The organism is uncultured Microbacterium sp. (assembly GCF_913776565.1).
Taxonomy (GTDB): Bacteria; Actinomycetota; Actinomycetes; order Actinomycetales; family Microbacteriaceae; genus Microbacterium.
In genome coordinates this window covers 1-22,038 of sequence record NZ_CAJYPF010000204.1, presented here as the reverse complement: position 1 = coordinate 22,038, position 22,038 = coordinate 1, and the positions used below count along the sequence as shown (strand labels likewise).

Annotated in this window: 18 protein-coding genes; 5 read left to right on the top strand and 13 right to left on the bottom strand. The window is 70.3% G+C overall.

The genetic code is table 11. The features are described 5' to 3' along the window. The coding region (locus tag QZ433_RS11445; protein WP_295783471.1) for an amidase at positions 1 to 623 on the bottom strand (623 nt) is incomplete at its 3' end. Positions 624 to 672: 49 nt separating this feature from the next. Beyond that, positions 673 to 972: an Asp-tRNA(Asn)/Glu-tRNA(Gln) amidotransferase subunit GatC gene (gene gatC, locus QZ433_RS11440; RefSeq protein WP_295783468.1), complete on the bottom strand. Its 300-nt coding sequence runs from the start codon at positions 970 to 972 to the stop codon at positions 673 to 675. Between the two features lie 114 nt (positions 973 to 1,086). Here gatC and QZ433_RS11435 point away from each other — a divergent pair, with 114 nt between their 5' ends. Beyond that, on the top strand, positions 1,087 to 2,766 hold the full coding sequence (locus QZ433_RS11435) for a long-chain-fatty-acid--CoA ligase (protein ID WP_295783465.1): 1,680 nt from the start codon (positions 1,087 to 1,089) through the stop codon (positions 2,764 to 2,766). A gap of 18 nt (positions 2,767 to 2,784) precedes the next feature. On the opposite strand, the gene ligA is transcribed toward QZ433_RS11435, so the two are convergent. The 3 genes from ligA to QZ433_RS11420 are packed head-to-tail and all read right to left on the bottom strand — an operon-like array spanning position 2,785 to position 7,543. Next, a complete protein-coding gene (gene ligA, locus QZ433_RS11430; RefSeq protein ID WP_295783461.1) occupies positions 2,785 to 5,196 on the bottom strand; it encodes an NAD-dependent DNA ligase LigA in 2,412 nt (803 codons plus the stop codon). A 55-nt stretch (positions 5,197 to 5,251) separates the two neighbouring features. Next, positions 5,252 to 6,349, bottom strand: a complete 1,098-nt coding sequence (gene mnmA / locus QZ433_RS11425; protein WP_295783458.1) for a tRNA 2-thiouridine(34) synthase MnmA — start codon at positions 6,347 to 6,349, stop codon at positions 5,252 to 5,254. 9 nt (positions 6,350 to 6,358) lie between these two features. Beyond that, a complete protein-coding gene (locus tag QZ433_RS11420) occupies positions 6,359 to 7,543 on the bottom strand; it encodes a cysteine desulfurase family protein (protein WP_295783454.1) in 1,185 nt (394 codons plus the stop codon). 45 nt (positions 7,544 to 7,588) lie between these two features. Between QZ433_RS11420 and glgX the strand changes: the two genes are divergently transcribed. The 3 genes from glgX to glgB all read left to right on the top strand — a co-directional run bounded on the left by glgX (position 7,589) and on the right by glgB (position 13,991). Then, on the top strand, positions 7,589 to 9,667 hold the full coding sequence (gene glgX, locus QZ433_RS11415; RefSeq protein WP_295783451.1) for a glycogen debranching protein GlgX: 2,079 nt from the start codon (positions 7,589 to 7,591) through the stop codon (positions 9,665 to 9,667). A gap of 221 nt (positions 9,668 to 9,888) precedes the next feature. Continuing rightward, complete coding sequence (locus QZ433_RS11410) at positions 9,889 to 11,856, top strand: maltotransferase domain-containing protein (RefSeq protein WP_295783474.1); 1,968 nt, start codon at positions 9,889 to 9,891, stop codon at positions 11,854 to 11,856. Next, positions 11,853 to 13,991, top strand: a complete 2,139-nt coding sequence (gene glgB / locus QZ433_RS11405) for a 1,4-alpha-glucan branching protein GlgB (protein WP_295783448.1) — start codon at positions 11,853 to 11,855, stop codon at positions 13,989 to 13,991. Before QZ433_RS11410 ends, glgB begins: the two co-directional genes overlap by 4 nt. A 96-nt stretch (positions 13,992 to 14,087) precedes the next feature. Here glgB and QZ433_RS11400 read toward each other — a convergent pair whose 3' ends face one another. Both QZ433_RS11400 and QZ433_RS11395 read right to left on the bottom strand, forming a co-directional pair. After that, positions 14,088 to 15,035, bottom strand: coding sequence for a tetratricopeptide repeat protein (locus QZ433_RS11400; protein WP_295783446.1), 948 nt, complete (start codon positions 15,033 to 15,035; stop codon positions 14,088 to 14,090). Continuing rightward, entirely contained in the window at positions 15,032 to 16,804 is a 1,773-nt protein-coding gene (locus QZ433_RS11395) for a glycosyl transferase (RefSeq protein WP_295783443.1), read from the bottom strand. Before QZ433_RS11395 ends, QZ433_RS11400 begins: the two co-directional genes overlap by 4 nt. A 192-nt stretch (positions 16,805 to 16,996) precedes the next feature. On the opposite strand from QZ433_RS11395, the gene QZ433_RS11390 reads away from it, so the two are divergent. Next, positions 16,997 to 18,070: an AI-2E family transporter gene (locus tag QZ433_RS11390; RefSeq protein WP_295783440.1), complete on the top strand. Its 1,074-nt coding sequence runs from the start codon at positions 16,997 to 16,999 to the stop codon at positions 18,068 to 18,070. Between the two features lie 6 nt (positions 18,071 to 18,076). Here QZ433_RS11390 and QZ433_RS11385 read toward each other — a convergent pair whose 3' ends face one another. Genes QZ433_RS11385 through frr form a run of 6 tightly spaced genes read right to left on the bottom strand, consistent with a single transcriptional unit; the run spans position 18,077 to position 21,996 of the window. Next, on the bottom strand, positions 18,077 to 18,790 hold the full coding sequence (locus tag QZ433_RS11385; RefSeq protein WP_295783437.1) for an alpha/beta fold hydrolase: 714 nt from the start codon (positions 18,788 to 18,790) through the stop codon (positions 18,077 to 18,079). Further along, positions 18,790 to 19,077 (bottom strand): hypothetical protein, encoded by a 288-nt coding sequence (locus tag QZ433_RS11380; protein ID WP_295783434.1) that lies wholly within the window; start codon positions 19,075 to 19,077, stop codon positions 18,790 to 18,792. The genes QZ433_RS11385 and QZ433_RS11380 overlap by 1 nt, the downstream gene beginning before the upstream one ends. Positions 19,078 to 19,086: 9 nt before the next feature. After that, on the bottom strand, positions 19,087 to 19,794 hold the full coding sequence (locus QZ433_RS11375) for a transglycosylase SLT domain-containing protein (protein ID WP_295783431.1): 708 nt from the start codon (positions 19,792 to 19,794) through the stop codon (positions 19,087 to 19,089). Between the two features lie 50 nt (positions 19,795 to 19,844). Continuing rightward, positions 19,845 to 20,390: a DivIVA domain-containing protein gene (locus QZ433_RS11370; protein ID WP_295783425.1), complete on the bottom strand. Its 546-nt coding sequence runs from the start codon at positions 20,388 to 20,390 to the stop codon at positions 19,845 to 19,847. Further along, the gene (locus tag QZ433_RS11365) at positions 20,387 to 21,436 is read right to left on the bottom strand and encodes a phosphatidate cytidylyltransferase (protein ID WP_295783423.1); all 1,050 of its coding nucleotides are present in this window, start codon (positions 21,434 to 21,436) and stop codon (positions 20,387 to 20,389) included. Before QZ433_RS11365 ends, QZ433_RS11370 begins: the two co-directional genes overlap by 4 nt. Before the next feature lie 5 nt (positions 21,437 to 21,441). Next, positions 21,442 to 21,996 carry a ribosome recycling factor gene (gene frr, locus QZ433_RS11360; protein ID WP_076675969.1) on the bottom strand — a complete coding sequence of 185 codons (555 nt, stop codon included), beginning with the start codon at positions 21,994 to 21,996 and terminating at the stop codon, positions 21,442 to 21,444. Between the last annotated feature and the right edge of the window lie 42 nt (positions 21,997 to 22,038).

The window sequence follows — 22,038 nt, the reverse complement described above, 5'->3', positions numbered from 1 at the left end:
CTGGATGCCAGGGCGATCGCGCCGTAACGGCTCACGCCGCCGTAGGTGGGCTTGACGCCGACCGTGCCGGTGACGTGCGCCGGCTGACGGATCGACCCGCCCGTGTCGGAACCGAGGGCCAGCGGTGCCTCGAATGCGGCGACGGCCGCGGCCGACCCGCCGCCGGATCCGCCGGGGATGCGGTCGAGGTCCCAGGGGTTGCGCGTGGGCCCGTAGGCCGAGAACTCGGTGGAGGAGCCCATCGCGAACTCGTCCATGTTGGTCTTGCCGAGGGGGATCAGACCCGCCGCGCGCGACCGCGCGACGACCGTGGCGTCGTAGGGCGACATGTAGCCCTCGAGGATCTTGGATCCGCTCGTCGACGGCATGTCGGTGGTGACCAGCACGTCCTTGACGGCGAGCGGCACACCGGCCAGCTCGTGCAGCTGCTCGCCCGCGGCGCGGCGGCGGTCGATGTCGGCGGCGGTGTCGAGGGCGTGGTCGCTGACGTGCAGGAAAGCGTGCACGTCGCCGTCGACGGCGATGCGGTCGAGGTGGGCCTGCGTCGCCTCGACGCTCGACACCTCGTTGCGGGAGAGGGCAGCTGCCAGTTCGGCGGCGGTGAGGCGGGTGAGATCGGTCATCGGCCCTGCTCCTTCGCGATGGCGGCGGGGGTGGAGGGGCTCATACGGCTCACTGCTCTTCTCCGAGGATCGCGGTCACGCGGAAACGGCCATCGGCCTGGTCCGGCGCGTTCGACAGGGCCTGTTCGCGCGTGAGCGTCTCTCCGACCACATCGGGGCGGAACACGTTCTGGAGGGGGACCGGGTGGCTCGTGGCGACGACGTCGGGCGTTGCCACCTCGGAGACCTTCGCGATGTTGTCGACGATGGCATCCAGCTGGCCGGTGAGGCTGTGGACCTCCTCGTCGCTCAACTGGATCCGGGCGAGCACACCGAGATGGCGCACGAGATCGGGAGTGATTTCAGACACCTCCTAATCCTAGTTCGCCCGGCCCCTCGCGACCGTCCCCTCACCGATGCTCGGCGCCGTCGCCGCCTGTGGAGAGGACGGCAGCCGAGGCGTGGCTCGGCCTAGGCTGGCGGGGTGACGAGCTTCGAACCGCCGCGCCCCTGGACCTCGAGCTATGCCGCGGGGGTGCCCGAAGACCTGGCCCCCGTGAGCGGCTCGCTCGTCGACATCGTCGACGCCTCGACCCGTGACTATCCCGACGCCCCGGCCCTGCAGTTCTTCGGTCGCGAGACCACGTACGCGCAGCTCTCGGCCGACATCTCCCGCGTCGCCGCGGCCCTCGCCGCGCACGGCGTGCGCGCGGGCGACCCGGTGGCGATCGTGCTGCCCAACTGCCCGCAGCACATCGTGGCGTTCTACGCGGTGCTGCGCCTGGGCGCGGTGGTCGTCGAGCACAACCCGCTCTACACTCCCCGCGAACTGCGCAAGCAGTTCGAGGACCACGGCGCGAAGCACGCGATCGTGTGGAGCAAGGTGGTGGCCACGGTCCAGGAGTTCCCGGCCGACCTGCGCGTCGACACCCTGATCTCGGTCGACATCACCCGCGCGATGCCCTGGACCACGCGCCTGGCGCTGCGCCTGCCGGTCAAGAAGGCGCGCGAATCCCGCGCTGCGCTGTTCGCCCGGACCCGGGATGCCGTGTCCTGGGACGACCTGGTCCACCACGACCCTCTGCCCGAGACGCACCCGCGGCCGGCCTCGGGCGACCTGGCGATCATCCAGTACACCAGTGGCACCACCGGAACGCCCAAGGGCGCGATGCTCACGCACGCCAACCTGCTCGCCAACGCCGCCCAGGCGCAGGCGTGGACGCCCCAGATCGTCCGCGGCGAGGGCTGCGTCGTGTACGCGGTACTGCCGATGTTCCACGCCTACGGGCTGACGCTGTGCCTGACCTTCGCGATGTCGATGGGCGCGCGGCTGGTGCTGTTCCCCAAATTCGACCCCGACCTGGTCCTCGCGGTGACCACGCGGCATCCCGCGACCTTCCTCCCGCTCGTCCCGCCGATCGCCGAACGACTGCTCAAGGCCGCGAACGACAAGGGCGTGTCGCTCGCGGGGACGGACATCGCGATCTCGGGCGCCATGGCGCTCCCGCACGACCTCGTGGTGCCGTTCGAGCGAGCGACGGGCGGCTATCTCGTCGAGGGGTACGGACTGAGCGAGTGCTCCCCCGTGCTCATGGCCAATCCGGTCGCCGACAACCGCGTCGCCGGAACGGTGGGGCTGCCCCTGCCCGGCACCGAATGCCGCGTCGTCGATCCCGACGACCCCCGAACCGATGTCGAGCGCGGCGAGCTGCTCGTCCGCGGCCCGCAGGTGTTCTCGGGCTATTACGGCAAGCCGGACGAGACCGAGGCGGTGTTCGTCGACGGGTGGTTCCGCACGGGCGACATCGTCACGATCGACGACGACGGCTTCGTGCGCATCGTCGACCGCATCAAAGAACTCATCATCACGGGCGGGTTCAACGTCGCCCCGACCGAGGTCGAGAACGTGCTGCGTCAGCACCCCTCGGTCGCCGACGTCGCGGTCGTGGGCGTGCCGGACGCGCACGCCGGAGAGGCCGTGGTGGCGGCCGTCGTGCCCACGACGCCCGGCGAGTTCGACGCCGAGGCCGTGCGCGCGTTCGCGCGGAGCATCCTGACGCCCTACAAGGTGCCCAAGCGCCTGGTGGTCGTCGACGACCTGCCGCGCTCGCTCATCGGCAAGGTGCTGCGCCGACAGGTGCGCGAGCGCATTCTCGCCGACTAAGGCGCGGACGGGCGCGATTCATTCGGGCGCTCCCTCGGCGTCACCTCTCGCGGCGTCCAGTGCTGCGGGTCCCTGCTCCACCAGCACGCGGAACTGCGCCGCGTCGAGGATCCGCAGGCCCAGATCCTCGGCCTTGGCGAGCTTGGAACCTGCGCCCGGACCCGCCGCGACGAAGTCGGTCTTCTTCGACACGCTCGAAGCCGCTTTGCCCCCGGCGGCGATGATCGCCTCTTGGGCGCCCTCGCGCGTGTACCCCTCGAGCGAGCCCGTCGCGACCACCGTCAGACCCGCGAGCACTCCCCCGGCTGCGGCGGCGGCCCCCGGTCCCGGGTGTCCGGGGATGGCGAAGCGCACACCCGCCGCGGTCCAGCGCTCGACGATCTCGACGTGCCAGTCGACGGCGAACCAATCGATGACCGCATCGGCGATGATGCCGCCCACCCCCTCGACGGCGGCGAGCTCTTCGCGGGACGCGGCGCGGATGGCATCCAACGAACCGAACCACTGCGCGAGGGCTCGCGCGGCCACGGGTCCGACGTGGCGGATGTTGAGCGACACCAACAGTCGCCAGAGGTCCTTCGTCTTCGCCTTCTCGAGCTCGGCGACGAGCTTGGTCGCCTGCTCGGACGGGCGTACCTCGCGGTAGTCCTTGCGGATGCCGCGCCGCCGTCGTTCCGCGGGGTCGAGGTCGTCGCTGCCCGGCGGGTAGGTCGCGGGGCCCAGCTTCTGGAAGGGCGCCCGGCGGACCAGCTCTCCGGTATCGGGGTCGACCTTGCGTTCGCCGGTCTCGGAGTCGCGGACGACGACCTCGATCGGCACCAGCTCGTCGAGCGTCAGGTCGAACAGGCCGGCCTCGGTGTCGAGCGGCGGACGCTCGGGCACCTCGGGTTGGGTGAGGGCGGCGGCCGTCACCTCGCCGAGGGCCTCGATGTCGAGCGCGCCGCGGGAGCCGATGTGCTCGACACGACCGCGCACCTGCGCGGGGCACGAGCGGGCGTTGGGGCACCGCAGGTCGATGTCGCCCTCTTTGGCCGGACGCAGCGGCGTACCGCACTCGGGACAGTCCGCCGGCATGACGAACGCGCGTTCGCTGCCGTCGCGCAGCTCGACGACCGGACCCAGCACCTCGGGGATGACGTCGCCCGCCTTGCGAAGGACGACGGTGTCGCCGATGAGGACGCCCTTCACCTTGACCACGTCCTGGTTGTGCAGGGTCGCCTGGCGGACGACGCTGCCGGCGACCTTGGCCGGCTCCATCACGGCGAACGGCGTGGCCCGTCCGGTTCGGCCGACAGAGACCACGATGTCGAGGAGCTTCGTGTTGACCTGCTCGGGCGGATACTTGTACGCGATCGCCCAGCGCGGTGCACGGCTGGTCGCACCCAGCTCGTCGTGCAGGGCGAGTTCGTCCACCTTGACCACGACACCGTCGATCTCGTGCTCGACGTCGTGCCGGTGCTCGCCGTGGTACGCGACGAACGACAGCACCCCGTCGATGCCCGACTCGACGCGACTGTAGGGCGAGGTCGGCAGACCCCATCCGGCGAGCAGGTCGTAGACCTCGCTCTGCGCCGCGACCGGGGGGTCGGGCCACGCGCCGATGCCGTGCACATAGAGCGACAGCGCGTCGATGCGGGCGAGCCCGGCCTCGAGCTCGAGGCCGCTCTTCTTCTCGATCTGCTGGCGGAGTCCCCCGCTCGCGGCGTTGCGGGGGTTGGCGAACGCGGGAAAGCGTCGCGCGGCCGCCTGCTCCGCCTTGTCGAGGTCGAAGGACCGCCCGCCGCGGCGGGTCGCGGCGCGCTCCCGGGCCTCGGCCACCGCGCGTTCGCGCAGGTCGCCCTGCAGGCGATTCAGGTTCTCGAACGCGGCCACCGGGATGAAGACCTCGCCGCGCACCTCGACCAGGGCGGGATGCCCCTCGCCCCGCAGCTCGCGCGGGACGCCCGCGAGACGCAGCGCGTTCTCGGTGACGATCTCGCCGACCCGGCCGTCGCCGCGGGTGGCCGCCGACGTCAGCACGCCGTTCTCGTAGCGAAGGCTGATCGCGAGCCCGTCGATCTTGAGCTCGCTGAGCCAGTGCACGGCACGGCCCGCTGCCGCCTCGGTCTTGACCGCCCAGTCACGGAGCTCGTCGGGAGAGAAGACGTTGTCGAGGCTCAGCATCCGCTCGGCGTGCTCGATCGTGGCGAGATCGGTCGCCCCGGCCGCGCCCACCGAGAGCGTCGGGCTGTCCTGACCCTGCAGCTCGGGGAACGACCGCTCGATCGCCTCGAGCCGGTGCATCCACCCGTCGTAGGTGGCGTCGTCGACAAGCTCGGCATCGCGCCCGTAGTACGCCTCGCGCGCGTCGACGATGCGCTGCGTCAGGTCGGCCGCCTCGGCGCGCGCCTGGTCGAGGGTCAGGTCGGGAAGCTGGTCGTGCTCGGTCACCGTCCCAGCTTAGGCAGGGCGTCCGACATCGCCCGCGGGCCTTGCGGCGCGGGGATCACGCCCCGACGGGTACCGCCGACACCGTACGGTCGATCGTGAACTGACCGAGCACGCGCGTGCCGTCGTAGAGCACCGCGGTCTGCCCCGGCGCCACCCCGTCGAACGGCGTCTCGGGACGCACCGTGAGCACCCCGTCGACGAGCTCGGCCATGGCCGGCACGGGTTCGGCGTGCGCCCGGATCTGCGCGTGGCACGCGAAACGGTCCTCGCGCGGGGCGCGGCCGGCCCAGCTGAAACGCTCCCCCGCGATCTCGGCGCACGCGAGCGCCTCTTTGGGCCCGACGACGACGGTGTTCGAGACGGGTCGCACCTCAAGCACGAAGCGCGGCTTGCCGTCGGCCGCCGGAACACCCAGTTGCAGGCCGCGACGCTGGCCGACGGTGAAGGCGTGGGCGCCCTCGTGCGAGCCGACGACCGCCCCCGTGCGGTCGAGGATCTCACCGCGCTCCGCGCCCACCTTGTCGGCGAGCCACCCGCGGGTGTCGCCGTCGGGAATGAAGCAGATGTCGTGACTGTCGGGCTTCTGCGCGACGGTGAGCCCGCGCTCCTCGGCCTCGGCGCGAACGAGCGCCTTGGAGGGGGTGGAGCCGAGCGGGAAGTAGGTGTGCGCCAGCTGCGCGGCCGTCAGCACGCCCAGCACGTACGACTGGTCCTTGGCGTTGTCGGACGCGCGGTGCAGCTCGCGCCCCTCGGGTGTGTCGAGGAGCGTGGCGTAGTGGCCCGTGCACACGGCGTCGAAGCCCAGTTCGAGGGCGCGTTCGAGGAGGGCGGCGAACTTGATCTTCTCGTTGCAGCGCATGCAGGGATTGGGCGTGCGCCCGGCTCGGTACTCGGCGACGAAGTCGTCGATCACGTCGTCGCGGAAACGCTCCGAGAAGTCCCACACGTAGAACGGGATGCCGAGGCGGTCGGCAGCGCGTCGGGCATCCATGGCGTCCTCGATCGTGCAGCAGCCGCGGCTGCCCGCGCGCAGCGTTCCGCCCGCCCGCGAGAGGGCGAGGTGCACGCCCACGACGTCGTGGCCGGCATCCACCGCCCGCGCCGCCGCCACCGCGGAATCGACGCCACCGCTCATCGCCGCCAGAACTCGCATCGTCCCAGTCTACGAACGGCCCGCTGAACGGGCGCCGGATGCCACAGCACGGGCGTAGGCGGGGGCGAGATGCGCGAGCACGGCGTCGATGTCATCATCCGTCGAGGTGTATCCGAGGGTGAAACGAAGGACCGAGCGGGCCGCCCGGTCGTCGCGGCCGAGGGCGCGCACGACGTGCGACGGCTCGGCGACGCCCGCCTGGCAGGCCGACCCGGTCGACACGGCGATCCCGTCCATGTCGAGCAGGAACAGCAGCGTCTCGCCGGCGGCATCCGGGAACAGCACGTGCGCATTGCCGGGAAGCCGATCGCGCGGATCGCCGAGCAGCTCGGCGTCGGGGATGGACGACCGGATGCCCGCCACCAGCCGATCGCGCAGGCCCGCGATCCGCACGGCCTCGGTCTCGCGCTGCGCCCCGGCGGCGCGGACGGCGGCGGCGAATGCGACCGCTCCGGCGACGTCCTGGGTTCCGGCGCGGAGCCCGCGCTGCTGGCCCCCGCCGTGCACGAGCGGGGTCACCCGGGCGTGACGGGACACCACCGCGGCCCCCACCCCGACGGGTCCGCCGACCTTGTGCGCCGACACCGACAGCGCAACGAGACCGTCGCCCGTCGTGCCCGTCCCGCGCCACCCGGCGAAGTCCACGGGCACCTGGCCGAGGGCCGACACCGCGTCCAGATGCAGGGGAACACGGGCCTCGGATGCCGCGGACGCGAGGGCGGCGGCATCCTGAAGCGTTCCGACCTCGTTGTTGGCGACCAGGGCCGTGGCAGCGGCGGCTCCCGCGAGGGCATCGGCGAACTCGCCGGGCACGATGCGACCCAGAGGATCGAGCGGCACCGCGCGCACGCGCGCCCCCTCGGCCGCGGCGAGCCACTCGACGACGTCGAGCGTCGCGTGGTGCTCTCCGTCGGGCAGCACGATCGCGTCGGCGCCGTCGACGCGCGACCACCACAGGCCCTTGAGGGCGAGATTCGCGGCCTCGGTGCCGCCCGAGGTGAAGACGACCTCGATGGGCTGGCATCCCAACGCCGAGGCGACCTGCTCGCGGGCGTCCTCGAGAAGACGACGGGCGTCCTGGCCCGCGCCGTGTATCGACGAGGGGTTGCCGAGCACCTCGTGCGCCGCGAGCCACGCGTCGCGCGCCTCGGCGCGCAACGGCGTGGTCGCCGCGTGATCGAGGTACACCCGCACCTGGTCCTCCCGACGTCGACGGCCGCTGTCACTAGCCTAGGACACATGGTCCGACCCGAGCCTGCCCCGCCCACCCGTCCCGGCCTGCTGAGCCCCGCCCTGGACGACCTGGGGGTGCGCCTCGGTCCGGACGGCGGCACGCTGCGCGTGTGGTCGGGATCGGCCGACGCGATGCAGCTGCTGATCTTCGACGACGTCGATCTGGACTGGGCGACCGAGACCATCACGATGGCCCCCGTCGGCGGCGGCGTCTTCGAGGCCACGTCTCCCCTGCTGCGTCCGGGCGCACGGTACGCCATCCGCGTCGGCGGCCCCCACGGCCCCGGGCACACCTTCAACCCGCAGTCCCTGCTGATCGAGCCCTACTCGCGCGGCCTGGTGTCGGGCAGCTTCGGCGACTGGCGCTCGGTCGTCGTCGACGGCTCCTTCGACTGGGGCGAATCGGTCAAACCGCGCGTGCCGCTGGACCGCACCGTCATCTACGAGGGGCACGTGAAGGGGCTGACCAAGCGGCATCCCTTCATTCCTCCCGCCCTGCACGGTACCTACGCCGGCCTCGCGCACCCGGCGATGATCGACCACCTGCTCGCGCTGGGGATCACGAGCGTCGAGCTGCTCCCGGTGCACGCCTTCGCCACCGAGCCGCGCCTGCTGCAGCTCGGTCTCGCGAATTACTGGGGGTACAACTCCCTCAACTTCTTCACCCCCCACGCCCCGTACGCGACGGCGGCCAGCCGCGCCGAGGGCCCCGAGGCGGTGCTTCGCGAATTCAAGGGCATGGTCAAGCTGTTGCACGAGGCGGGGCTCGAGGTGATCCTCGACGTCGTCTACAACCACACCGCCGAAGAGGGCATCGGCGGCCCGCGCACGAGCCTTCGTGGCATCGACAACCGCGCCTACTACCGGCAGACGGCCGAGGGCGCTTACATCGACGAGACCGGGTGCGGCAATGCGGTGAACACCTCGACGGATGCCGCTGCCCGCCTCGTGCTGGACTCGCTGCGCTACTGGAGCGAGGAGGTGCAGATCGACGGCTTCCGTTTCGACCTCGCGGTGACCCTCGGCCGCGATGAGAATCACTCGTTCACCCCCGATCACCCGCTGCTGGCCGCCATCCGCGGCGACGAGACGCTCGCGGACGCGAAGCTGATCGCCGAGCCCTGGGACGTCGGGATGGGCGGCTGGCAGACCGGCAACTTCGGCGACGGGTGGCTGGAGTGGAACGACCGCTACCGCGATCGCGTGCGCAACTTCTGGCTGAGCGACATCGACTACGCGCGACGCGCGAGCACCGCCCCCGTGGGCATCGGAGGCTTCGCCACCCGCCTGGCGGGTTCGTCGAACACCTTCAGCGAGAAACGCGGACCTCTCGCGAGCGTCAACTTCGTGACCGCGCACGACGGGTTCACCCTGCGCGATCTGGTGTCGTACGACGTCAAGCACAACCTCGGCAACGGCGAGCAGAACCGCGACGGCGCCGACACGAACCGTTCGTTCAATCACGGTGCCGAGGGCAAGACCACCGACGAGCGCGTGCTCGCCACCCGCCGCAAGGCCATGCGCAACCTGATGGGCACCCTGCTGACCTCAGCGGGGGTCCCCATGATCACCGCCGGCGACGAGATGGGGCGCACCCAGCGCGGCAACAACAACGCCTACTGCCACGACTCGGCGCTGACATGGCTGTCGTGGGATCTCGCGCCCTGGCAGCACGACCTCTTCGCGCACACGCAGCGATTGCTCCAGGTGCGGCGCGACAACCCCGCCCTGCGCCCCCGGCGCTTCGCGCGTCTGGGCGAGCGGATCCCCTCGGCCTCGGTGATGGAATGGTTCGACGAGCACGGCGAGACGATGTCCAGCGACCGCTGGAACGACCCCGCGCACCGCACGCTGCAGTACCTGGCCACCTCGACCCCCGAAGAAGAGGCGCCGAACCGCGTGCTCGTCGTCATCCACGGCACCGAGGACGACACCGAGATCGTGCTGCCCGACCTCGACGACGCGGTCTTCGTCGAGCTGTGGTCGAGCGCGCTCGAGGCACCGGCCGAGACCGAGGCCCGCTTCGCCCCCGGGACGGTTCTGCCGATCGCGGGGGCGTCGATGCGCGTGTTCCGCGTGGAGTGAGAAACGGCGTCACGCCGGACCCACCCGCCCGACGTGACGGCTCAGCCTGTCAAGGCCGGATGAAACGATGGGGCAACGTCGCCACCCCGCGATAGGTTCGATCCGTGGCCACCACGACGACTGAAACGCCCGAGCTGCCCTGGCGCAGCGCCGCCTCGATCCCGGTGCGTCCGGTCAAGCCGACGCCGACCTCGCGCAGCGTGGTCACCCCGCGCATCCCGATGGCGCTGCCTCACCCCAGCGTCCCGGGCGGACGCTTCCGTCCGTCGGCTTTCGTCGGCGAGGCCGTGCCGTTCACGGTCACGGCGTTCCGCGAGGGTCACGACCGCATCGGGGTCAACGTCCGGCTGTTCTCGCCGTCCGGAGACGAGTCCCTGCACCGGTTGAGCCCGCTCAACGACGGCTTCGACCGCTGGTCGACGCTGGTGGCGCCTCTCGAGCAGGGCGTCTGGCGCTTCCGCTTCGAGGCCTTCGCCGACGACTTCGCCACGTGGGAGCACGCGGCCGATCTCAAGATCGCCGCGGGGGTCGACACGGCCCTCATGCGCGAGATGGGCGCTCGGCTGTTCGACCGCGCCCGCGGCGAGAAGAAACGCCCCGGCAGCGACAAGGACGCCCTCTACGACGCCGCCCGTTCCCTCCGCGACCCCGACGTGCACGATGACGTCGCGCTCGAGATCGTGCGTGATCCGGCGATCGCGGCCTTGTTCGCGGCTCGTCCGATGATGGGCCTGGTCTCGGTCGGGCGCGACGCCGAGCTGCTCGTTGAGCGAGAGCGCGCGGGCGTCGGCGCCTGGTACGAGTTCTTCCCGCGTTCCGAGGGAGCCACCCGCGCCGAAGACGGCTCGGTCGTGAGCGGCACGTTCCGTACCGCGATCGATCGCCTGCCCGGCGTCGCCGGCATGGGCTTCGACGTGCTCTATCTGCCGCCCATCCACCCCATCGGCGTCACCAACCGCAAGGGTCCGAACAACACCCTCGTCACCCAGCCCGGCGACCCCGGCTCACCGTGGGCGATCGGCGCGGCGGCCGGCGGTCACGACACCGTGCACCCCGACCTCGGCACCCTCGGCGATTTCCGCGCCTTCGTCGCCGCGGCGCGCGAGAACGGCATCGAGGTCGCCCTCGACCTCGCGCTGCAGGCCTCCCCCGACCACCCCTGGGTGACCGAGCACCCCGAGTGGTTCACCACGTTGCCCGACGGCTCCATCGCGTTCGCCGAGAACCCACCGAAGAAGTACCAGGACATCTACCCGGTCAACTTCGACAACGACCCCGAGGGCATCCGGGCCGAGGTGCTGCGCATCGTGCGGCACTGGATCGCGCAGGGAGTGACCATCTTCCGCGTCGACAACCCGCACACCAAGCCCCTGCAGTTCTGGGAGTGGCTCATCGCCACGGTCAGCGCCGAGGAGCCCGACGCCGTGTTCCTGGCCGAGGCGTTCACGCGCCCGGCCCCGCTGCAGGGACTGGCGATGGCCGGCTTCCAGCAGAGCTACACGTACTTCACGTGGCGTAACACGAAAGAGGAGCCCGAGGAGTTCCTCGGCGGGCTGGCGCACGACACCGACGACTTCCTGCGGCCCAACCTGTTCGTCAACACTCCCGACATCCTCACCGAGTACCTGCAGTTCGGCGGGCGTCCGGCGTACAAGATCCGCGCCGCGATCGCCGCGACCGCGGCTCCCACGTACGGCGTCTATGCCGGGTACGAGCTGTACGAGAACGTGGCGCGTCCGGGATCCGAAGAGAACATCGACAACGAGAAGTACGAGTACAAGTTCCGCGATTGGGAGGGATCCGAGGCATCGGGCGACTCGCTCGCCCCGTACCTGCGCATGCTCAACGCGGCCCGCCGCGCGCACCCCGCCCTGCGCCAACTGCGCAACCTGCGCGTGCACTGGAGCGACGACGACGCGATCCTCGTCTATTCCAAGCACCTGGATGCCGAGCTCTCCCCCACCGGCTCCCCCGACACCGTGATCGTCGTCGTCAACGTCGATCCGCACTCCGCGCGCGAGACCACCGTCCACCTCGACACGACCGTGTTCGGTATCGAGCCGGGGGCGACGTACGACGTCGAAGACCTTGTGACGGGCCAGGTGTTCACCTGGGCCGACCACAACTTCGTCCGCCTCGACGCCTTCAACGAACCCGTGCACATCCTGCACGTCAAGGAGAACCGATGACCGCCCTGCCCCCCGAGATCCTGGACGCCGTCGCCCACGGTTCGCACCACGACCCGCACAGTGTCCTCGGGGTGCACCGGAGCGGGGACGGCTGGGTGATCCGGTCCCGCCGCCCCCTCGCCCGCGAGGTGTCCGCCGAACTGGCCGATGGCACCAGCGTGCAGCTGTCGCATGTGCGCGGGGGCATCTGGGAGGCCCCGGTCGACGCCTACCCCGGCGCGTACACGGTGCGCGCCCGCTACGACCAGAGCGAACACGTCACCGACGACGGGTATCGTCACGCCCCCTCGGTCGGCGAACTCGACCTGCACCTCATCTCCGAGGGCCGGCACGAGGAGCTGTGGCGCGTGCTCGGCGCCCACGTGCGCGAGCTCGACGGCTCCACCGGCACCGCGTTCACCGTGTGGGCGCCCGACGCCCGTGCCCTGCGCGTCATCGGCGACTTCAACGGCTGGGACGGCACCGGCAGCGCGATGCGCTCGATGGGCGGCAGCGGCGTGTGGGAGCTGTTCGTCCCCGGCATCGGCGTCGGAACCCGCTACAAGTTCGAGATCCTCACGCGCGCGGGACAGTGGATCGAGAAGGCCGACCCGATGGCCCGCCTCGCCGAGACCCCGCCGGCCACGGCATCCGTCGTCACCGACACCGCCTACGAGTGGGCGGACGATGCGTGGGTCGAGGAGCGCTCGCGCACGGCGCCGATCGACCGTCCGATGTCGATCTACGAGCTGCACCTCGGTTCGTGGAAGCCGGGGCTGTCGTATCGCGACGCGGCCGACGAGATAATCTCGTACGTCAGCGCGCAGGGCTTCACGCACGTCGAGTTCCTGCCCCTGGCCGAGCACCCCTTCGGTGGATCGTGGGGCTACCAGGTGTCGGGCTACTACGCCCCGACCAGCCGTTTCGGCTCCCCCGACGACCTGCGCTACCTGATCGACCGCCTGCACCAGGCGGGCATCGGCGTCATCATGGACTGGGTCCCCGGGCACTTCCCCAAAGACGAGTTCGCTCTCGCGCGCTTCGACGGCGAGGCTCTCTACGAGCACCCCGATCCCCGTCGCGGAGAGCACAAGGACTGGGGCACGCTCATCTTCGACTACGGGCGAAACGAGGTGCGCAACTTCCTCGTCGCCAACGCGCTGTACTGGTTCGAGGAATTCCACGTCGACGGTCTGCGCGTGGATGCCGTGGCATCCATGCTCTATCTGGACTACTCCCGCAACGAGGGCGAATGGGCGCCCAACCAGTTCGGCGGTCGCGAGAACCTCGAGGCGATCCGTTTCCTGCAGGAGGTCAACGCGACGTCCTACAAGCGCTACCCGGGCATCGCGCTCATCGCCGAGGAGTCCACCAGCTTCCCCGGCGTCACCGCCCCGACCTCGCACGCCGGTCTGGGCTTCGGGTTCAAGTGGAACATGGGCTGGATGAACGACTCGCTGCAGTACATCGGGCGCGACCCGATGTACCGCTCGCACCACGAGGGCGAGCTGTCGTTCTCGTTCGTGTACTCGTTCAGCGAGAACTTCGTCCTGCCGATCAGCCACGACGAGGTCGTGCACGGCAAGGGAAGCCTGTTCGGACGGATGCCGGGAGACCACTGGCAGAAGCTCGCCAACATGCGCGCCTTCCTGGCGTACATGTGGGGCCACCCCGGCAAGCAGCTGCTGTTCATGGGCCAGGAGTTCGGCCAGATGTCCGAGTGGTCCGAGACCCGCGGGCTCGACTGGTGGATGCTCGATCAGCCCTCGCACGCACAGCTGCACGCGTTCGTCGCCGAGCTGAACCGCGTGTACAAAGACCAGGCGGCACTGTGGTCGCGCGACCACGACGGCGCGGCGTTCTCGCGGCTGGGCGCCCCCGCCTGGAACCCCAACGTGCTGGCCTTCGCCCGCCGCGACCACCACGGCAACACGATCGCCGTCGTCTGCAACTTCTCGGGCGTCCCCCTGAGCGACTTCCCGCTCGACCTGCCCGAGGCGGGCGAGTGGACCGAGGTGCTCAACAGTGACGCCGAGGTCTTCGGAGGTTCGGGCCAGGGCAACCTGGGCAGCGTCCACACCGACGGTCGCGGCAGCGCCACGCTGACCCTCCCGCCGCTGGGCGTGCTGTGGCTGCACCACCGCGCCGGCTCCTGATGCGCTGACGACAGAACGCCCCGCCCCGGTCCACCGGGGCGGGGCGTTCTCTCGCGTGGCATCCTCCCCCCACCTCGGCGGGAGACACACGCGGAATCAGAAGAGCAAGGATGCCAACCGGGCACGCGCGCGGATCACGCGGGCGTCGTCGTCGCCGACGATGCCGAACAGCTCGAGCAGACGCTCCCGCACGGGCGCGCGCTCGTCGGACGGCAAGGCTGCGAACAGCTCGAGCAGACGACCGAAGGCGTCGTCGACGTGACCGCCCACCACATCGAGGTCGGCGACGAGGAACTGCGCCGGAATGCTCTCCGGATCGGCCGCGGCGGCAGCGCGAGCCGCCTGCAGGTCCGCACCCTGCACGCGATCGAGCAGGCGCACCTGACCGAGTCCGGCGCGGGCGTCCGCGTCACGCGGGTTCTCGGCGAGAGCCTGCTCGTAGGCAGAGATCGCGCGAGCGTAGTCGCCCTCTTCGATCGCGGAGAAAGCCTCGGCGTGCAGGGGCGGCAGGGGCGGCTCTTCGGGAGCGGCCGCAGAGTCGGCCCCGGCGACGGGCACGGTTCCGGTCACCCCGTGCTGCGCGGCCAGCTGCAGCAGCTGGGCGAACACGTCGCGCACCTGCTGCTCCGGCACGGCCCCGGTGAACAGGGGGACGGGCTGGCCGGCGACGAGCGCCAGGACCATGGGGATCGACTGCGCACGGAAACCCTGCGCGAGCTGCGGGTTCGCGTCGACGTCGACCTTCGCCAGCACCAGACGGCCGCCCAGCTCGGTGACGACCTTCTCGAGCACGGGGCTGAGCTGCTTGCACGGTCCGCACCACTCGGCCCACAGGTCGATCACGACCGGGACGGTGCGCGAGAGCTCGAGCACCTCGCCGAACGTGGCGTCGGTGACGTCGAAGACGAGGGGAAGGGCGCCGGTGGGAGCCCCGTCCGGCGCGGTCGTGGCGGAGGGCGCCGTCGGGGCCGAGGGGCGATTGCGCAGGGAGGAGAGATCGACGGCACCGCGCATGACGGAACCGGGTGCGGCGGGAGTGCTCACGGGGACACCTTCGCTTCGAGGAGGCTGGATCGGTAACCGAGGAGGCGGATCTGATCGTCCGAGCCCTGGCTGGGCACGTAGAAGAACACCTGGTCGGAGTAGGTCGTGGTAAATCCCGTCGCGGACTGGTCGACGCCCGTGAGTGCCTTGACGGCGGGGTTGTTGTCGAGCTTGATCACCGCGTCGGCGTTGGTGGGCTTGGCCGTGTCGCTCTCGTAGACGTTGACCGCGACGATCGCACCGGTGTCCAGCGTCGCCAGGGCGATGGGCGAGGCCGGGCCGGCCGAGGCCTCGAAGCTGATCTGCGCCGTGCCCGCACCGGTCTGATTGAGTTCGTCGGTGCGCTTGGTCTTGTTGTCCTGGATCGCGGTGAGGAGCAGGTCGTTCGCGGTGTCGAACAGACCGTACGAAGCGCTGTTCTGCCCGTTGTTGATGATATCGGCGTAGGCGGCGGCGACCTTCTCGGGCGCCATCACCAGGAACGACGAGTCCGGCGGCACCTGGGTCGCACCGACGTAGGCCGCAGCCAGCTCGGGCAGATTCGTCGAGGCCTCGAGGTTGCCGACGTAGGACGCCTTGTACTCCTCCCAGGGCGTCTGTTGCGTCATCATCATGATCGTCGTCGTGGGAGTCGTGGTGTCCGTCGATTCGACCACCGTCATGAGCGTGCGCGGCCATGTCCCCGTCGTCTGCGGAAGGACGATCTGCACGGGTTCAGCGGGGATCGCGGGCAGAGCCGGGCGGTCGGAGATGGCGGCGCGCAGCCTGTAGTTGGTCTGACGCTCGGCCAGGGCCGGTCCCGACAACCGCTGCGCCGCAGCGTTCGCGTCCAGTGAGGCGTCCGCCTGAGCGACTGCCTGCGAGACGCGTGAGACGATGCGCTGAGCCTGAGCCTCGGTGACGGCGGGCGGGAACTGCCCCTCGGGCACGACGACCGTCGGCGTGGGGCTCGGCGACTCCGACGCCGCGAGCTGCGGCCACGCGTCGGCGGAGCATCCTGCCAGCAGCGCCACCGACACGCCCAGCGCGGGCACCGCCACGAGCGCGCGGCGGGTTCCGCGCCCCCGACGAGCAGGACTCTCGCTCACGACGCCCTTGGACTCACCGTCCACGGTCGAGATGGGCTCGGTGACCGGCAGGGGCAGACCCTTGCGGCGCGGACGACGCTGGCGGCGGACGTGACGGATGCCGAGTCCGTAGAGCACCAGGCCGATGAGCAGCACGACGCCGCCACCGACGATGAGCGGTCCCGACAGCGGGGTGGAGTTGTCGATCGGCCAGGTGACACTGACGTTCGCGGGGGCGGGAGCGGTCCCGTCGGAGGCGATGAGGACGCTCATGTCGCTCGGCAGCTGCAAGGTCGTCGAGAGGGTGCCGGTCTGCTCGTATTCGTCGAGCCACAGGTCGGAGTCCACCGGCGAACGCCCGGTCGAGACGGGAGTCACGGTCGGCTGGACCGCCGAGGTCTGCACGACTCCCTCACCGTCGACGGTGACCGCCGTGTACGGCACGTCGGCCAGCCACGCCTTGACGTCGGCGGTACGGCCGTACGACGCGAACACCGCACCGTCGCCCTCGACGCGCAGGGTCTGCGCCCCCGGGACGCTCGTGAGCACCGAACCGTCGACCAGCGTGTACGCCGTCGTCCCCTCGGTCTGCACCGTGGCCGAGGTCTCGGATGGGCCCTGGAACACGGTCCGTTGCGCGATCCCCGCACCGATCATGGCGGCGGCGATGACGAACGCCACCACGGCCCAGACGAATCTCACGCTTCACACCATCCCCACCGGCGGCTCGGGTGCCACCGAAGAATCGACGTTTCAGACTATCCGAGGGCGGCTGAAAGTTCGCGGCATGGGCCGGTCACCGGTCGCGCCGTGCGCCGTGCGCTCCGCGGTGCGCCGCGTCAGTATCCTGACGGGACGGGCACGTCCGCCCGGCTGAGGCGGGAGTCGTTCGGCATGAAGATCCACAATCCCTTCCGGGTGGCGCTGCTGGCGACCCTCGGCGTGGGCGTCGGCCTGCTCATCATCGGCAGCGTGCAGAACCTGTCGACGATCCTGCTGTACGTGGGAACCGCGCTGTTCCTCTCGCTCGGCCTCGATCCCGTCGTGTCGTTCCTCGAACGGCGGGGGCTTGCTCGCTGGGCTGCCGTGCTCGTGACGATCCTCGCCGTCCTCGGCATCTTCACCGGGATCATCTTCATGGTCGTGCCGATCATCGTGAGCCAGATCGGTCAGCTCGTGTCCCAGATCGAGCTCCTCCTGCAACCCGGTCGTTGGAACGAGCTCGTGCTGCAGGTGCAGACCTGGGTGTCGCAGACCCTCCCCTGGCTCAAGCTCGACGACGTCTGGGCGAGCATCCAGCGCTGGTTCACCACGCTCGACGTCGGGTCCATCTCGACCATGATCGGCAACAGCCTGCTGACGGGTGCGGGGGCAGTGGCCGCGGGCCTGGGCGGGGCGTTCATCGTGCTCATCCTGACCATCTACTTCACGGCATCCACCCCGTCGTTGAAGTCGGCCGTCTACCAGCTGGTTCCGGCGTCCAAGCGGGCCCGGTTCATCGAACTGGCCGAGAAGATCACCGACTCCGTCGGCTATTACGTCATGGGTCAGGTGAGCCTGGGCGTCATCAACGGCGTGCTCAGCGCGATCTTCCTGTCGATCATCAATGCGCCGTTCCCGGCCGTGCTGGCCGTCATCGCCTTCTTCTTCTCGCTCATCCCGCTGGTGGGAACGCTCACCGGGTCGACGATCATCGTCCTGACCTGCCTGCTCCCCGGCCTGGGGTCGCCCACGGCGGCGCTCATCGCCGTGATCTACTACCTCGTCTACATGCAGATCGAGGCCTACGTGATCTCTCCGCGCATCATGAACCGCGCGGTCTCCGTGCCGGGTTCGGTCGTGGTGATCTCGGCGCTGGCGGGCGGGGCGCTCCTCAACCTGCTCGGCGCGCTCATCGCCATCCCGGTCGCCGCGAGCATCCTCATCATCTACCGCGAGGTCGTCATCCCGCGTCAGAACGAACGCTGAGCCGGCTCAGTCCTCGTCCCATTCCGTGGGCAGCGGGAGGGCTTCGGGGTTGACGGCGGCGACGATCTCGGTGAGGACACGCCGGGTCTGGGTCTCACCCACCCAGAGGTGCTTCGCACCCTCGACGGGGATGAGCGTCGCCCCGGGAACCGACGAGAACCGCTCGCGCGCCTCGTCGGGACGCAGGTAGTCGTCGAACTCCGGCACGAGCACCACCATGCGACGAGGGTCACCGGCCCAGGCAGCGACCTCGTCGGCGGTCGCGCGGTGCAGAGGCGGCGAGAGAAGGATGACACCTTCGATGTCGTGGTCCCGTCCGTACTTGAGGGCGAGCTCGGTGCCGAACGACCAGCCCACCAGCCAGGGTCGCGGAAGCCCCCGCTCTCGCGCGAAATCGACCGCGGCGGCGACGTCGAACACCTCGTTGGCGCCGCCGTCGAAGGAGCCCTCGCTCGTCCCGCGCGGAGAGGTCGTGCCGCGCGTGTTGAAACGCAGCACCGCGAGATCGGCGAGGGCGGGCAGCCGCCCCGCCGCCTTGCGGAGGATGTGCGAGTCCATGAACCCGCCGGCCGTGGGCAGCGGATGCAGCGTCACCAGCGTCGCGACCGGTTCGCGCTCGAGCGGCAGGGCGAGTTCGCCGACGAGCGTCAGCTCGTCGACGGTGCGCAGCTCGATGTCCTCGCGACGGGCGGGCAGAAGGACGGGTCCACGAATCTCCATCAGGCGATCCTCCAACAGTGCGAGTGCCAGTGACGGCGGGCGGCGAGGTCGGCTGCATCGCCGAGCACCCCGTCGGCCCTCCAGACGACGAGGTGCGGGGTGCCGGCGGGCACGGTTCGACCGCACCCCGGGCAGACGTAGTCCTTCACCGCCTGCGAACCGGCGAGCGGTTGGACCGTCCACTCGGCGCCGCGCTTGGTCTCGGTGCGCTTCCACCCGGCGATGAGGCGGTCGAGCGAGTCGTCGCCGCGGCCCGGATCGGGCCGTCGTCTACGGGAGCGGGGCATGGATGCCGCTCACCACCAGTGGTTGCTGGTCCAGAACGCGTAGGCTCCGGCCCAGCTGCCGTAGCGCCCGACGGCGTAACCGGTCCCCCAGCGCAGGTTGTCGACCGGGTCGTATCCGTTTCCGGGGACCTTGCTGCACGGCAGCGCCTGCACGAGACCGCAGGCACCCGAGGATCGGTTGGTCGCGTTGGGGTTCCATCCGCTCTCGCGACTGACGATGTAGTCGACGTAGCCCATGTCGGCCTCGGAGATGCCGGCTGCGGCCATCCACTCGGCGGGTGCTCCCCCGCCCGTGTAGAACAACGGGCCGCTGCTGGACGCCGACGAACCGGAGTCCGACGCGGTGGTCGTGCGCGACGCACTCGGCGTGGGCGTGGGCTTCGGCTTGACGTAGACGTTGTAGCTGGACCGGTCGAGCTGCGGGGTCTGCTTGTCTCCCCCGGTCGACACGGCCTGGACGTCGTCCAGGCCCTCCGCGTACAGGGTGACGGTGCGGGGCACCTCGGCCTGCGCGGGCTGCAGCGCAGCACCCATCGGGCCGACGTAGGCGCCGGCGAACAGCACGGCGGCGCACGCGGCGAAGACGCCGACGACACCGCGACGACGCGACCACCGCGGCGCGCTGCGAGCGGGGAGCCGCGGGGGGATCACGTCGAGCGCCGCACCGCCACGACGGGCGACGCGAGAGGCGCGCGAGAGATCCGAACCGGGAGTCACAGTGCCGTCGAGTCTACCGACGCTGAGCGACCGGTTTCCATTCGAGCGGGTCATCCGACCGCGAGCATCACTTCGACGACGGAGTCGAGCACCGCGTCGACCTGCGTCTCGCGGTATCCGCCGCGCTGCAGACGGAAAGCCACGGCCCGCACCTGCTCGGGGGTGACCGGGTCGCCGGCAGCGAGGTAGCGCGCGACACGATCGGCCACGACGTCGACCTCGTCCACGCGGTAGCCGTAGCGCAGCATGCCGACCCGCTCGAAGCGCGCGCCGCGCGGGCGACGGAGCCGGTCCAGCACCACCTGCGCGGTGTCGCGGGTCTCGGCCACCCACGCGCGAGCGCCCAGCCGCGACAGGGCGTGTTCACGCTCGCGCGCGGCGAAGGTGTCCTCGATGCGCCCAAGGGCCGCGTCGACGGCGGTCACGGCGTAGCCGCCGCGGACGAGCGGGAAGGCGACCGCTCGCACCTCGGAGGAGCGCATCGTGCCGATCTCATCCGACTCGAAGGCCTCGCGCGCACGAGCGAGGAAGGCGTCGACCGCGCGCTTCTCGTAACCTTTGGCGCGACCGGATTCGGGGAACGGTGACGAGCTCATGACACTCCCAACGGAGACAGCAGGTAATACATCACGAGAGCGGCGGTGGCGGACGGGAGAATCGAATCCAGCCTGTCGAGCACTCCGCCGTGGCCGGGCAGCCAGGAGCTCATGTCCTTGATGCCGAGGTCGCGCTTGATCATCGACTCGCCGAGGTCGCCGACCGTGGCGGTCGCGAGCACGGCCGCACCGAAGATCATTCCGGCCCACCAGGGCACCTGCAACATGAACGCGGCCAGCAGCGCCCCGGCCACGACGGCGGCGACACAGGCCCCGGCGAAGCCCTCCCAGGTCTTCTTGGGACTGATACGGGGAGCCATGGGATGCCGCCCGCCCCGCCCGAAGGTCAGGCCCGAGACGTACGCGCCGGTGTCGGCGGCCACCGCGAGGATGAGGAACGCGAGCACCCACCACTCTCCGCGGGGCTGTGCGAGCAGGATCATGGCGACGCTCGTGAGGAACGGCACGTACACCTGCACGAAACCGGCCACCAGGACGTCGCCGATCACATCGATCGGCGCGCGTCCCGCAGCGGCGAACAGCTGAGCGACCAGTCGCCACACGATCACGAAGACGACCGCGACCAGGACGGCGATCCAGTGCACCCACGCGCCCAGGAAGAACCCGCTCAGCAACAGGACGAAGCCCATCGCCAGCTGCGGAACGACGTCGACCCGCCGGCCGGCATTCTGCAGAGCGCGCGAGAATTCCAGCACGCCGAGCACCATCGCCCCCGCCGCGAAGAGGACGAACGCCCACTTCACGAAGATCAGCGAGGCGATGACGATTACGCCGATCGCGACGCCGATGAGCGTCGCGACGATGAGGTCGCGCCCGGTGCGCTGTTTGATGCGCTCGTTGGCCTGGTCGAACTCGGCGCGGGCGTGGGCGAGGTGCTGTTCGGCATCCGTGCGCATCGCGCGCAGCTGCGACTCGATCGCGGTCACACCCTCGCCCGTGATCGGCGAACGGCGCGCTGGATCGTCGCGACGGGATGTCGGCGGATCGACCGGCGCGCTGTCGCCGATATCGGGGGCGTCGGGCATGACGGTCAGACCTCGAGGAGTTCTGCCTCTTTGCGCTTGAGGGCTTCGTCGATCAGATCGACGTGCGTGCGCGTGACGGCGTCGAGCTCCTTCTCGGCACGGACCAGTTCGTCCTCGCCGACGTCGCTCTTGAGCGCGTCCAGGTCGTCTTTGGCCTTGCGGCGGAGGTTGCGCACCTGCACCTTGGCGTCCTCGCCCTTGCCGCGCACGATTTTGACGTACTCCTTGCGGCGGTCCTGCGTGAGTTCGGGCATGGTGACGCGCACGATCGTGCCGTCGTTGGTCGGGTTGACGCCCAGGTTCGGCATGTCGCGGATCGCCTGCTCGATGGCCTTCAGCGCGGACTTGTCGTAGGGGTTGATGACGAGCGTGCGCGCCTCGGGGTTGTTCAGCGAGGCGAGCTGAGCGAGAGGTGTCGGCGAGCCGTAGTAGTCGACCAGGACCTTCTGGAACATCTGGGGGTTCGCGCGTCCGGTGCGGACGGTCGCGAAGTCCTCCTTGGCGGCCTCCACGGCGCGATCCATGCGCGCTCCGGCATCGGCGAGGACATCGGCGATCACGGTGACTCCATTCGTTGGGACTGACGACTCAGTCTAGTCGCG

What these genes read in the sequence shown, in the direction of transcription:
- mnmA (WP_295783458.1), bottom strand. Translation starts at nt 6,349, where the DNA reads ATGCGAGTTCTGGCGGCGATGAGCGGTGGCGTCGATTCCGCGGTGGCG.
- glgX (WP_295783451.1), top strand. Translation starts at nt 7,589, where the DNA reads ATGGTCCGACCCGAGCCTGCCCCGCCCACCCGTCCCGGCCTGCTGAGC.
- QZ433_RS11410 (WP_295783474.1), top strand. Translation starts at nt 9,889, where the DNA reads ATGGCGCTGCCTCACCCCAGCGTCCCGGGCGGACGCTTCCGTCCGTCG.
- glgB (WP_295783448.1), top strand. Translation starts at nt 11,853, where the DNA reads ATGACCGCCCTGCCCCCCGAGATCCTGGACGCCGTCGCCCACGGTTCG.
- QZ433_RS11390 (WP_295783440.1), top strand. Translation starts at nt 16,997, where the DNA reads ATGAAGATCCACAATCCCTTCCGGGTGGCGCTGCTGGCGACCCTCGGC.
- QZ433_RS11385 (WP_295783437.1), bottom strand. Translation starts at nt 18,790, where the DNA reads ATGGAGATTCGTGGACCCGTCCTTCTGCCCGCCCGTCGCGAGGACATC.
- QZ433_RS11380 (WP_295783434.1), bottom strand. Translation starts at nt 19,077, where the DNA reads ATGCCCCGCTCCCGTAGACGACGGCCCGATCCGGGCCGCGGCGACGAC.
- QZ433_RS11370 (WP_295783425.1), bottom strand. Translation starts at nt 20,390, where the DNA reads ATGAGCTCGTCACCGTTCCCCGAATCCGGTCGCGCCAAAGGTTACGAG.
- QZ433_RS11365 (WP_295783423.1), bottom strand. Translation starts at nt 21,436, where the DNA reads ATGCCCGACGCCCCCGATATCGGCGACAGCGCGCCGGTCGATCCGCCG.